We start from the raw sequence: 12,763 nt of genomic DNA on the forward strand, positions 1-12,763 counted from the left end.
TTTTCTAAGAGGAGCAATCTATTAGAAAATATGATAAAATAGATAAGATTTTGGATGAAATGAGGAAATGAAATGGCAGAGAACTTAAACCAAGCAATCATTCAACTACTGAATAAAGAATTGTCAGATTATCGCCCACAACAAATCAATGTGGCATTAAAATTATTATCAGAAGGGAATACAGTTCCTTTTATCGCTCGTTATCGTAAAGAAATGACGGGCAGTTTGGATGAAGTTCAACTTCGTGAAATCGAAGAACGTTATAATTACTTAGAAAATCTAGAAAAACGGAAACAAGAAGTTTTACGTTTAATCGATGAACAAGGTAAATTAACGGAAGAATTAGCGAAAAAGATCCAAGGAGCTGTCAAAGTCCAAAAAGTAGAAGATTTGTATCGTCCCTATAAACAAAAACGACGGACGAAAGCAACGATTGCTAAAGAAAATGGATTAGCGCCCTTAGCGGAGTACTTATTGAGCTTTCCTCAATCGGGGGATGTTTTTGCTAAAGCTGCTGAATTTATCAGTGAAGAAGTGGAAACTGCTGACGCTGCTTTACGAGGTGCCCACGAGATTATCGCAGAACAAATTAGTGACAATCCTGATTTTCGGACATGGATCCGTAATTATACGAAGCAAAACGGTGTCTATCAAAGTAAAGTCAAGGATGCAGAAAAAGATGAAAAAGAAGTCTATGAAATGTATTATGATTTTGCAGAACCGATTAATAAAATGGTTTCTCACCGCGTGTTAGCGTCTAACCGTGGAGAAAAAGAAGAAATTTTGAAGGTTTCGATCGTTGTCGAAGAAGACAAAATCACAGAGTATTTAGAACGGCAATTAGTGACCAATAATCGTTCGATTACCGTTGAATTTATTCGTGAAGCCTATAAAGATAGTTATAAACGATTTATTGGTCCAGCAATCGAACGTGAAATCCGAAACGAATTAACTGAAGATGCAGATGAACAAGCAATCAATATTTTTGGTGAAAATCTTCGTAATTTATTGTTGCAATCACCTTTGAAAGGTAAAGTCGTATTAGGATTTGATCCGGCTTATCGCACAGGCTGTAAGTTAGCAGTCGTTGATGAAACTGGGAAGGTCTTAGCGATCGAAGTGATCTATCCCCATAAACCGGCCGCTCAAGCAAAACGTCAAGCAGCTGGACCTGCATTGCAAGCATTGATCAAAAAACATGGTGTTCAAATGATTGCTATCGGAAATGGTACAGCTAGTCGTGAGTCAGAATTATTTGTGGCAGAACAATTAAAGCAAATTGATCAAGAAGTCTTTTATGTGATCGTTAATGAAGCTGGCGCTTCTGTTTATTCAGCGAGTGATATTGCGCGAACGGAATTTCCTAATTTACAAGTAGAAGAACGTAGCGCGGTTAGTATTGCCCGTCGTCTGCAAGATCCGTTGGCAGAATTAGTCAAGATCGATCCTAAAGCAGTCGGTGTCGGTCAATATCAACATGATGTCTCACAAAAACGTTTATCAGAACGCTTAGATTTTGTAGTTGAAACAGCCGTGAACCAAGTCGGTGTCAATGTGAATACTGCAAGCCCACAGTTGTTAGAATCTGTTTCAGGATTAAACAAAACAACTGCACAAAATATTGTCAACTATCGTGAAGAGAATGGGGCCTTTACTTCACGTCCACAATTAAAAAAAGTTCCACGTTTAGGACCAAAAGCATACGAGCAAGCCATTGGTTTTTTACGAATTCCTGATGCCAAAAATATTTTAGATAATACAGCAATCCATCCGGAAAGTTATGCTAGTGCCAAAGAAATACTGACATTTGCTGCCGTGGACTTAAAAGAGTTAGGTACTGATGAAGCAACAGTAAAAATCAAGGCCTTGCAAGTCAATGAATTGCAAAAGCAATTTGAAATTGGTAAAGAAACCATCAAAGACATGTTGCAAGCCTTAGTTCAGCCAGGACGAGATATGCGAGATGAAATGCCAGCCCCATTGCTTCGTCAAGATGTTTTATCGATGGAAGATTTGAAAGCGGGGATGGAATTACAAGGAACCGTTCGTAATGTGATCGATTTTGGAGCGTTTGTAGATATTGGTGTGAAACAAGATGGTTTAGTCCATATTTCTAAACTAAGTAAAAATTACGTTAAACATCCAACTGATGTCGTCTCTGTCGGGGATGTCGTGACGGTGTGGGTCGAGGCTGTCGATGTGAAAAAAGGTCGTATTAGTTTAACGATGATTCAAAGTGAGAAGAATGACTAATCAAGAGTTACAGGCTTTGGTTGAAAAGATTTCGCAAGAATCTTTTCACCAGCCGTTTTGTCATCAAGCGCGTTTTAATTCACGATTAAAAACAACGGGTGGACGTTATCATCTGAAAAGTCATGACTTAGATTTTAACCAATTGGTCTATGAAAAATATGGCAAAATAGAATTGATCAAAGTAATCAAACATGAGCTGTGTCATTATCATTTGCATCTCACTGGTCGTGGATACCAGCACAAAGATAGTGAATTTAAGCAGTTGCTTAAGCTGAGTGGGGGCTCTCGTTTTACGCCGCCGCTGGGGAAGATGAGCTATCAAGTGTATCGCTGTCAAACATGCCAGCAAGAAATCAAACGTCGTCGCAAAATCAATACCGTTCGTTATGTTTGTGGAAGTTGTCAAGGAAGACTAAAATTTTTGAAGACAATTGAAATGTAAAAGAATCCAGTCTTATCTGGAGGATAAAAGATTGCTATTTTTGTCTTTTTATATGATAATGTGAACCGCAATCAATTTTGTACATATAAGGAAGAGGATTAGATGAATAAAAAAGATATGCTTTATCATTTTGTCGGAATCAAAGGATCAGGTATGAGTTCCTTAGCATTGGTCTTACATGAAAAAGGATTCAATGTACAAGGTTCTGACGTTGAAAATTATTTCTTCACCCAACGCGATTTAGAAAAAGCCGGCATTACAATTTTGCCATTCAGCAAAGACAATATTAAAGAAGGTATGACGATCATTCAAGGAAATGCATTCCCTGATACCCATGAAGAAATCGCTCGTGCCAAAGAATTAGGTCTAGAAATCATTCGTTACCATGATTTTATCGGTAAATTTATCCAACCATATACAAGTATTGCCGTAACTGGTTCACATGGAAAAACAAGTACTACTGGTTTATTAGCCCATGTCTTAAATGGTTTAGCACCAACAAGTTACTTGATCGGTGATGGAACAGGCCATGGTGTTCCAGATGCACAATTCTTTGCTTTTGAAGCGTGTGAATACCAACGCCACTTTTTAGCTTATTCACCAGATTATTCTATTATTACAAATATCGATTTTGATCACCCCGATTATTTCAAGAGCATTGATGATGTCTTTGACGCCTTCCAAACATTGGCTTCTCAAGTCAAAAAAGGTATCTTTGCTTATGGTGATGATGAATATTTGCGTAAATTAGAAGCAGATGTTCCAATTTACTATTATGGTTTATCTGAAAATGATGATATCCAAGCACGTAATATCGTTCGTACAACTAACGGTTCTGCGTTTGATGTCTATCATAATGAAAAATTTATTGGTCGCTTTGCAGTCCCATCATTTGGTAAACATAATATTTTGAACGCTCTATCAGTGATTGCAGTTGCATATTTTGAAGAATTAGATATGGATCAAGTGCGCGAAGAAATGTTGACTTTCTCTGGCGTCAAACGTCGTTTTAGTGAAAAAACCGTAGCTGATATGACGATTGTTGATGACTATGCACATCATCCAGCAGAAATCAAAGCAACGATCGATGCAGCGCGTCAAAAATATCCTGAAAAAGAATTGATCGCGGTTTTCCAACCACATACATTTACGCGGACGATTGCTCTAATGGATGATTTTGCTGAAGCATTAGATCGTGCCGACAAAGTCTATCTTTGTGATATTTTCTCATCTGCTCGCGAAACAGCTGGCGATGTAAAAATTGAAGACTTAGGCGCGAAGATTCAAAAAGGCGGTCAAGTCATCAAAGAAGAAAATATGTCTCCGTTATTAGATCATGAAAATGCGGTCGTTATCTTTATGGGTGCCGGAGATGTTCAAAAATTTGAACGTGCTTATGAAGACCTATTAAGCAACACAACGCGCAACGTATTATAATTAAAGAAGACACTTTCAAAAGACTCGATTATTATGTCGAGTCTTTTTTTAACAAAAATGAGGGATACTTTAGAAAAATTAAAACTTCAAAAGACCCAAACTTGTGTTTTCAACGCTTTCTGCTAAAATAATCAGTAGTATTACTAATATACGGAGGGAATAAATTTGTATAACATGAAGTCTCGGAAAATCGGAAAAACGATTGATGAAATCGAGGAAGGTGACTCGTTATCGTTAACAGAATCGATTGAAGACAATCAGATTCTTTTATATTTAGGATTAACGAATGATGCCAATCCTTTATATATCCAACACGATTACGCAAAAGACACTGAATATGAACAACCGCTTGTCCCCTCAGTGATGTTGATGGGGATCATAACAAGTGCGATTTCAAAACATTTACCAGGACCGGGTTCCCACGTTGTGAATTTTTCGATCAATTTTATTGATCCCGTTTTTCATTACGAAACATTGACCTTTAAATTTGAAGTGATCAAGGTCGATAAAATGAAAGATGTTGTTACCATTTCTGTTGAAGCTATTGAAGCCACAGATAATGAAGAAAAACGAATCTTAGATGCGGTTGTTATGGTGAAACCACCACAGCCACATCCAATAGGAGATGAGATAAATGAATAATCAAGAAACACAAGTTTATGGGTTGAATCGTTTTTATGGAAAGATTTACGGTTTTTTAGCTTTAGGGATCGGCATTAGTGCGGTGATTTCTTATCTGGCTTTAGGACCATGGGTTTATCAAGTATCGAATTTTGTCAATCATTTTCCTTTAGGCTTTTGGGGGTTATGGATCGCTGAAATGGCATTGGTTATTTTCTTAGGCGTAAAGGCCCAAAAAAATCCAACCTTAGCTATCGGTGGATTTGTCGTTTATTCAGCGCTTAATGGTTTGACTTTAGCGGTGACGCTAGCTATGTATGATTTAGGGACGGTTACCCAAGCGTTTGTAACAGCTGCTGCAACATTCTTAGTGATGTCACTGATTGGTTCGTTCACTAAACGTGATTTATCTGGTATCGGACGAGCTGGTTTAAGTTGTCTATTCGGAATCATCATCGCTATGCTATTAAATGTTTTTGTCTTACAAAGCAGTGCCGTGGATTTCTTTATCTCGATTTTGATGGTAGTGATCATGTCTGGGATCACCGCTTATGACAATCAAATGATCAGAAAAATCTATATCAGTTCAAATGGTCAAGCAGGAAATGGTACAGCCGTATTTATGGCCTTGCAACTTTACCTAGACTTCATCAACTTGTTTATTTCATTCTTAAGAATTTTTGGCAATACTAAATAGAGGCGATCGATCGCCTCTNTTTTGGCTTATTTTTTCAAGAATAAGTGAATAAAGCAGTTTCAATCTTTTCTTTTCAGCCGATACTTTGTTAAAATGAAACGTGGAGATTTAGACAAACGAAGAGATAAAATAGGTGTTTTAAAATAGGAACGAGACTAGGAGTCGAGAATATGAATGAAAATAAATTATTATTGGTTGACGGAAATAGCGTGGCCTTCCGTGCCTTTTTTGCGTTACACAATTCTTTAGAGCGCTTTAAAAATCAAAATGGGTTACATACAAATGCCATTTATGCGTTTAATAATATGTTCGAAAATGTCATGGATCGTGAGCAACCCTCGCATGTCTTAGTCGCTTTTGATGCGGGCAAAACAACTTTTCGGACAGAAATGTATTCAGAATATAAAGGTGGACGATCAAAAACTCCCGGAGAATTCCGCGAACAGATGCCTTATTTACGTGAATTATTAGTTGGTTTAGGGGTTAAGCATTACGAACTAGATAATTATGAAGCAGATGATATTATCGGTACGTTGGCTCACCGCGCAGAAGCACAGGGCTTTGAGGTTGTCGTTTTATCAGGTGACCGAGACTTAACGCAGTTAGCAACTGATAAAGTGAAAGTCGATATTACAGTCAAAGGTGTCAGCGAGATTGAATCGTATACGCCCGCGCATGTAGCTGAAAAATATGATGGCTTAACACCAAATCAAATCATTGATATGAAAGGTTTAGCTGGGGATGCTTCAGATAATTATCCAGGTGTGACAAAAGTCGGTGAAAAAACAGCAATCAAATTATTAAAACAATTCGGTAGTGTCGAAGGTGTTTACGAAAATATCGATGAATTAAAGAAAAGTAAAATGAAAGAAAATCTAATCAATGATAAAACACAAGCTTTTCTTTCAAAAGAATTGGCTACTATCGCAGTGGATGCCCCAGTCGAAATTTCAATCGATGAATTAGCTTATCAAGGAAAAGATTTAGATAAATTAATTCCTTTTTATAAAGAAATGGATTTTAAAGGTTTCCTTAGCAAATTAAACGTGGAAGAAGAGGAAATCGAACTAGAAGATATCTTATTTGAAGTAGTTAATACCTTTGATGAATCAATGTTTGAAACAGATGCTGCGCTATATGTAGAGATGCTAGAAGATAACTACCATCTTTCAGACATCGTGGGTGTCGCATGGGGGACCAAAGAAAAAATCTATGTGACAGATGAGTTGGCTTTATTTGAAAATGAGGCCTTCCAAAAATGGTTGAAACAATCAAATGGTAAAAAGGTTTATGATGCTAAGCGAACATATGTCGCACTGAATCGTTACATTGGTAAGACAGAAGGAATTAATTTCGATGTTTTGCTAGCAGCCTACTTATTAGACACCAATGACAATAGCAATGACATTGCAGGTGTTTCACAATATTATGGTTATACAGAAATCCAAACAGATGAACAAGTTTACGGTAAAGGCGCTAAAAAAGGCCTACCTGAAGACCCTGAGCTTTTTTATGGTCATTTAGCCCGTAAGATCAAAGCAATCCAGTTCTTGAGTGAAAAGTTGGAAAAAGAATTGGAAGAGAAACAACAAGACAAATTGTTTTACCAAATGGAATTACCACTTTCGCGAATTTTGGCTGAAATGGAGATTGCTGGGATCACGGTTGATGCGCAACGGTTACAAGGGATGCGGGGCGAATTTTCAAAACGTCTTCAAGAAATTGAGCAACGAATCTATCAAGAAGCTGGAGAAGAATTCAACATCAATTCACCAAAACAATTAGGTGTGATTTTATTTGAAAAAATGAATCTTCCAGTAATCAAAAAAACGAAAACAGGTTATTCTACAGCCGTCGATGTCTTAGAGCAATTAAAAGAGCAAGCACCGATTGTTGAACATATATTAGATTATCGCCAACTAGCAAAAATTCAATCGACCTATGTCGAAGGTTTATTGAAAGTGATTCAAGGAGACAATAAGATCCATACGCGCTATATCCAAACGTTGACACAAACAGGACGTTTAAGTTCGGTAGATCCTAACTTACAAAACATTCCGATCCGTTTAGAAGAAGGTCGAAAAATCCGTCAAGCTTTTGTGCCGAGAGAAAAAGATTGGCTGATTTATTCATCGGATTATTCACAAATTGAGTTGAGAGTATTGGCGCATATTTCTGGCGATGAACATTTGAAACAAGCCTTCCGTGATGGAATGGATATTCATACAAGCACGGCGATGCGGGTCTTTAATGTTTCCGAAGCCGAAGTGACACCCAATATGCGGCGCAACGCAAAAGCGGTCAACTTTGGAATCGTTTATGGGATCTCTGATTATGGCTTGTCGCAAAACTTAGGAATCACGCGTAAGGCCGCACAAGAGTATATCGATACGTATTTTGAAAATTATCCAGATGTAAAACGTTACATGGAAGAAAGTGTTAGAGAAGCCAAAGATAAAGGTTACGCAGCGACATTGTATAACCGTCGTCGTTATTTACCAGATATCAATTCACGGAATTTCAATGTCCGATCATTTGCTGAACGGACGGCCATCAATACACCGATCCAAGGCAGTGCAGCAGATATATTGAAGTTAGCCATGATCGAAATGGCTAAACGACTAAAAGAATCAGATTTACAAGCGACGATGTTACTACAAGTTCACGATGAACTAGTATTTGAAGTCCCTGAAAGTGAATTGGAAGCATTGGATCAATTAGTAAAAGATGTCATGGAAAATACCGTCCAATTAGAGGTGCCATTGCTAACTGATAGTAATTGGGGAGCCACGTGGTACGAAGCGAAATAGAAAAAAGCTGGAAGAGATTCCAGCTTCTTTTCTATCATTTAAGAGCAACTGATTTAGACAAACTTCAGTCATTTTTGCGAATGACTATTTTTAGATAGAATAGGACGTGGAAAGAATGCCAGAATTACCTGAAGTGGAAACAGTGAGAAGAGGTTTGGTTTCATTAGTAAAAGGTAAAACGATTGCTAAAGTCGATGTCTATTGGCCGCGTATCATTGAATTTCCCGAAGTAGAAATTTTTAGTCAACAATTAGTTGGTGAAACGATCGAAACAGTAGAGCGACGGGGAAAGTATTTGATTTTTGAATTTACCCATTATGAAATGGTCTCCCATCTGAGAATGGAAGGGAAATATGAATTTTTCAAAGAAGCAACGCCTTTAGATAAACATAGCCATGTCCGTTTTATTTTTACGGATGGGACCGAATTAGTCTACCACGATGTCCGAAAATTCGGTAGAATGGCACTACTGCAAAAAGGCACTGCAAAAGACTATAAAGGCTTAGCTCAACTAGGCCCTGAGCCGATCGATGAAGATTTTGATTTAAATGCGTTTGTAAAAAATTTAAAAAAAGCAAAAACGATGATCAAGCCGTTATTACTGAATCAAAAAATCGTCGCTGGCTTAGGCAATATTTATGTCGATGAAGTTTTATGGCTGGCTAAAATTCACCCAGAACGTCCGGCGAATACATTAAAACAAAAAGAAGTTGTTGCTTTACGTGAAGCGATTATTGAAGTCATTACTAAAGCGAAAGCAGCAGGTGGAACAACGATTCGCACCTACTTAAATGCTTTGGGTGAAGCAGGACATTTCCAGCAAGAATTACATGTGTATGGTCAAACAGGCAATCCTTGTCCCCGTTGCGGAACACCGATCATTAAAATTAAAGTAGCACAGCGCGGCACGCATCTTTGTCCGCATTGTCAAAAATTAAATCAAGCGAAGGGATAGGAAACGATGAGTTTTGTATTAGGAATCACTGGTGGAATCGCAAGTGGAAAATCAACGGCAGTAAAGATTTTTGCAGAAAATCATTTTCCAATCGTCGATGGGGATGTGATTGCTCGCAAAGTTGTTGAACCTAAAACGCCAGGATTGACGGCTTTAATTGAGAATTTTGGCCCAAGCATATTACAAAAAGATGGCTGCTTAGATCGAAAAAAATTAGGCAATCTCGTTTTTCAAGATGAAAAAAAACGGACACAATTGAATCAATTATTAGACCCTTTTATCCGGAAGGAAATCACTCAGCAAATAGCAGCAGCAAAAAAAACGAGCGAGCTAGTGATTGTTGATATCCCATTGTTATATGAAGGGCATTATGAAAAAATGATGGATGCGGTAGCAGTTGTTTATGTAACGCCAGAGTATCAATTAGACCGCTTGATGAAGCGAAATTCGTTAGCGCCAGAAGAAGCGCAAAAACGAATCGATAGTCAATTATCACTAGAGTTAAAAAAAGAGCAAGCTCAGATTATTTTTGATAATTGCGGCTCTTTCGAACAATTACGAAAACAAGTTATGGATTGGCTAATCAAAAATCAATTTGTTTCTTAAAGAATTCAGCGTCGTAGCACTACGACGCTTTTTTTAGTCGCTTTGTTATGGTAAACTCTTGTTATATAAACGAATAATCAGTACAGTTAGAAGGTTATTTGTAGAATAAACGATGAACAAATAAATCAATTATCACAAGTTATAGTGAATAGATAAATAGTAGGAAAGTGTGGGTGAGAATATGCGTTGTCCAAAATGTAATCATAATAATTCTCGAGTGATCGATAGTCGGCAAACAGATGATGGGCGTGCAATTCGCCGTCGAAGAGAATGTGAAAATTGTGGGTTCCGTTTTACAACTTTTGAACGAATCGAAGTGGTGCCTTTGTTAGTTGTAAAACGAAATGGCGATCGAGAAGAATTTAGCCGTGATAAAATTTTACGCGGGCTGATTCGATCAGCTGAAAAGCGTCCAGTTGCAATGGAACAGATGGAACAAATTGTCGACCATGTTGAAAATAGAGTACGCAGTATGGGAGAAAATGAAATGCCAACGAGTAAAATCGGCGAATTTGTAATGGAAGATTTGATGAGTGTCGATGAGATCGCGTATATTCGCTTTGCGAGTGTTTACCGACAATTCAAAGACATGTCTGTCTTTTTGAAGGAATTACAAGAAATTGTTGATAAAGCGAAATCAACAGATAATGACTAGGAGGCTTTTTTGTGGCACAAGAATTAAAACCTAGCACCTTTTACACCGTTTATGGTGAGCCACAGCTAGATGAGAGCAAGCGTGATGCATTAGTATATTTATACCAACCAATTATTGGCAGTGTTGCTTTAAGTGTCTATTTTACTTTGAAAAGTGATATTGATTTAGAAGGTGTAAGTACTAGTTTGATGCATGCAGACCTTTTGTCAGCCATCGATACGGGATTGATGCACTTTTTAAAAGCCCGTGACCACTTAGAAGGCATCGGGTTATTAGAAACATATCAAAAAGAAGATCCAGACTTAGGTATGCAGTTACTTTATGCTTTACGTGCACCGCTGACACCGGAAAAGTTCTTCCAAGATCCCTTAATGGCGTATTTATTGATGGACAAAATTGGTAAACGGCGATATGAACGATTAGCTGAGCGTTTTAAACCTAAAATGATTGAAAAAACTAGTGCTAAAAATATCACTAAACGCTTTAGAGAAGTCTATCGTTTAGATGAACAAGCCTTTGCCAGTCATAGTGAGATATTAGAACAGACTCAAGAAGATTTTACTGAAAAAAGTGATTTTGATTGGTCTCTTTTTAGCCAGCAGTTACGTCGTTTTAATTTGATTTTAACGATTGAAGAAAGAGAAAAATTACAAACTTTCCAAACATTGTATGGATTGAATGAACTTGATTTGGCCGAATATGTGGCCAAGGCAAGTGCTGGAGAAAAAAATGGGTTGAATTTTAATTATTTACGTCAATTGATGAATAAAGAAAAACGACCAACTGTTGTGGCAGAAGATCCGACATCGAAACTAGTGCCAACTGAAAAATCAGTGAGCACTGAAACGAACTTTTCACCGCAAGAAACAGAGATTATTGCTCAAAGTAAGAAAATTGCTCCAGTTACTTTTTTAAGAGCCATCAAACGCGAAAAAGGCGGTTTTGAAACCAATACTGAAGTACGGTTGCTAGAAGAATTGATTGGTCGAAATCTATTACCTAAGAGTGTGATCAATATCATTATCAATTATATCTTAGTCATCCAAAATCAAGCGGTGATCAATGCGAACTATCTCAATGCGATCGCTAATGATTGGGCGCAAAAGAAAATCACGACACCGGAAGAAGCCATCAATCATGTTCGAGAAAACAATCAAAAGCTTGTTCGTAAACCACAAGCGAGTCGTCCAAGTTATCAAAAAAGAGGCACCGGCCGAAAAGAAGCACTACCTGAACATATCAAACAACCGCCCAAAGAAACAAAACTTAGCCCAGAAAAAGAAGCTGAGCTAAATCGTAAGTTAGCAGCATATTTAAACAAAGAAGGTGACGATTAATGGAAGATGTAGGAAAAGAATTAAATCGCATCATTAAAAGTCGCGGAGTCGACGGTCGTTACCGACAAATGATGGAAGAAGTGCTAGCAGATCCTGATGTGAATCAATTCATCGAATTACACAAAGAAAAATTAACGCAAGAAGACATTGAAAAATCTTTTGCCAAACTGTATGAATTCGTCCAAGAAAAGAAAAAATATTTAAATTCGGATCCAACAATGATCGCGCCAGGCTATGAGCCGCAATTGAGCTTAAATTTCCACTTTATTGATGTGACGTATGTGCCAACGGATGACTTGCTTCGCCGCAAACGTGAAGAAGAAATTCGTAATCGGGTGAATTCTGTAGATATGCCAAAAGACATTCGTCAAGCATCCATCCGTAATTTTGAAGTAACTTCTGGGCGAAGCGAAGCGCTTGAAGCCGCCTTAGATTTTATTAATCAATATGAGGAAAATCCTAGAAATTTCCATAAAGCACTTTATTTAGTAGGTGATTTTGGTGTCGGTAAAACGTATTTATTAGGTGCGGTCGCGCATGAACTGGCTGTTAAAGGTTTTGAAACCACCTTGATTCACTTTCCGACATTTGCAGGCGAGATGAAGCAAGCAATCTCAAATGATAAAGTGGGCCCTAAATTAGATGAAGTCAAACGAGCGCCGATCTTGATGATTGATGATATCGGAGCAGATTCTATGAGTGCCTGGATTCGCGATGAGGTATTAGGTGTCATTTTACAACATCGGATGCAAGAACAACTTCCGACCTTTTTCTCATCGAATTTCAATATGAACCAATTAGAACAACATTTATCGGTTACGCAACGGGGAGATGAGGAACCGTTGAAAGCGAAACGGATCATGGAACGTGTTCGTTATTTAAGTAAAGAAGTTTGGGTGATTGGTGATAATCGCCGAAATGGGTAAAAAAAGAAATTTTTCTAAGAAAAA

General features: G+C 37.8%; 11 protein-coding genes. All 11 read left to right on the plus strand.

Annotated features, from left to right (window positions below):
* Positions 1 to 72: 72 nt before the first annotated feature.
* The 11 genes from RV04_RS10125 (at position 73) to dnaI (ending at position 12,739) form a co-directional block, all read left to right on the plus strand.
* Positions 73 to 2,253, plus strand: a complete 2,181-nt coding sequence (locus tag RV04_RS10125) for a Tex family protein (protein WP_071858348.1) — start codon at positions 73 to 75, stop codon at positions 2,251 to 2,253.
* A complete protein-coding gene (locus RV04_RS10130) occupies positions 2,246 to 2,695 on the plus strand; it encodes a SprT family protein (protein WP_071858349.1) in 450 nt (149 codons plus the stop codon). The genes RV04_RS10125 and RV04_RS10130 overlap by 8 nt, the downstream gene beginning before the upstream one ends.
* 102 nt (positions 2,696 to 2,797) lie before the next feature.
* Positions 2,798 to 4,132, plus strand: coding sequence for a UDP-N-acetylmuramate--L-alanine ligase (murC, locus tag RV04_RS10135; protein WP_071858350.1), 1,335 nt, complete (start codon positions 2,798 to 2,800; stop codon positions 4,130 to 4,132).
* Between the two features lie 174 nt (positions 4,133 to 4,306).
* A complete protein-coding gene (locus RV04_RS10140; RefSeq protein WP_071858393.1) occupies positions 4,307 to 4,774 on the plus strand; it encodes a MaoC family dehydratase in 468 nt (155 codons plus the stop codon).
* A complete protein-coding gene (locus RV04_RS10145; protein ID WP_071858351.1) occupies positions 4,767 to 5,450 on the plus strand; it encodes a Bax inhibitor-1/YccA family protein in 684 nt (227 codons plus the stop codon). The genes RV04_RS10140 and RV04_RS10145 overlap by 8 nt, the downstream gene beginning before the upstream one ends.
* A 170-nt stretch (positions 5,451 to 5,620) precedes the next feature.
* Positions 5,621 to 8,260, plus strand: coding sequence for a DNA polymerase I (gene polA / locus RV04_RS10150; protein ID WP_071858352.1), 2,640 nt, complete (start codon positions 5,621 to 5,623; stop codon positions 8,258 to 8,260).
* A gap of 115 nt (positions 8,261 to 8,375) precedes the next feature.
* Positions 8,376 to 9,215, plus strand: coding sequence for a DNA-formamidopyrimidine glycosylase (gene mutM, locus RV04_RS10155; protein WP_071858353.1), 840 nt, complete (start codon positions 8,376 to 8,378; stop codon positions 9,213 to 9,215).
* Positions 9,216 to 9,221: 6 nt separating this feature from the next.
* The gene (gene coaE, locus RV04_RS10160; protein ID WP_071858354.1) at positions 9,222 to 9,821 is read left to right on the plus strand and encodes a dephospho-CoA kinase; all 600 of its coding nucleotides are present in this window, start codon (positions 9,222 to 9,224) and stop codon (positions 9,819 to 9,821) included.
* A gap of 181 nt (positions 9,822 to 10,002) precedes the next feature.
* Complete coding sequence (gene nrdR / locus RV04_RS10165; RefSeq protein WP_071858394.1) at positions 10,003 to 10,476, plus strand: transcriptional regulator NrdR; 474 nt, start codon at positions 10,003 to 10,005, stop codon at positions 10,474 to 10,476.
* 11 nt (positions 10,477 to 10,487) lie between these two features.
* Positions 10,488 to 11,813 (plus strand): replication initiation and membrane attachment family protein, encoded by a 1,326-nt coding sequence (locus RV04_RS10170; RefSeq protein ID WP_071858355.1) that lies wholly within the window; start codon positions 10,488 to 10,490, stop codon positions 11,811 to 11,813.
* Entirely contained in the window at positions 11,813 to 12,739 is a 927-nt protein-coding gene (gene dnaI / locus RV04_RS10175) for a primosomal protein DnaI (RefSeq protein WP_071858356.1), read from the plus strand. Before RV04_RS10170 ends, dnaI begins: the two co-directional genes overlap by 1 nt.
* Positions 12,740 to 12,763: the final 24 nt, after the last annotated feature.

It is taken from the genome of Enterococcus hermanniensis (genome assembly GCF_001885945.1).
Classification (GTDB): Bacteria; Bacillota; Bacilli; order Lactobacillales; family Enterococcaceae; genus Enterococcus_A; species Enterococcus_A hermanniensis.

What these genes read in the sequence shown, in the direction of transcription:
- RV04_RS10125 (WP_071858348.1), top strand. Translation starts at nt 73, where the DNA reads ATGGCAGAGAACTTAAACCAAGCAATCATTCAACTACTGAATAAAGAA.
- RV04_RS10130 (WP_071858349.1), top strand. Translation starts at nt 2,246, where the DNA reads ATGACTAATCAAGAGTTACAGGCTTTGGTTGAAAAGATTTCGCAAGAA.
- murC (WP_071858350.1), top strand. Translation starts at nt 2,798, where the DNA reads ATGAATAAAAAAGATATGCTTTATCATTTTGTCGGAATCAAAGGATCA.
- RV04_RS10140 (WP_071858393.1), top strand. Translation starts at nt 4,307, where the DNA reads ATGAAGTCTCGGAAAATCGGAAAAACGATTGATGAAATCGAGGAAGGT.
- RV04_RS10145 (WP_071858351.1), top strand. Translation starts at nt 4,767, where the DNA reads ATGAATAATCAAGAAACACAAGTTTATGGGTTGAATCGTTTTTATGGA.
- polA (WP_071858352.1), top strand. Translation starts at nt 5,621, where the DNA reads ATGAATGAAAATAAATTATTATTGGTTGACGGAAATAGCGTGGCCTTC.
- mutM (WP_071858353.1), top strand. Translation starts at nt 8,376, where the DNA reads ATGCCAGAATTACCTGAAGTGGAAACAGTGAGAAGAGGTTTGGTTTCA.
- coaE (WP_071858354.1), top strand. Translation starts at nt 9,222, where the DNA reads ATGAGTTTTGTATTAGGAATCACTGGTGGAATCGCAAGTGGAAAATCA.
- nrdR (WP_071858394.1), top strand. Translation starts at nt 10,003, where the DNA reads ATGCGTTGTCCAAAATGTAATCATAATAATTCTCGAGTGATCGATAGT.
- dnaI (WP_071858356.1), top strand. Translation starts at nt 11,813, where the DNA reads ATGGAAGATGTAGGAAAAGAATTAAATCGCATCATTAAAAGTCGCGGA.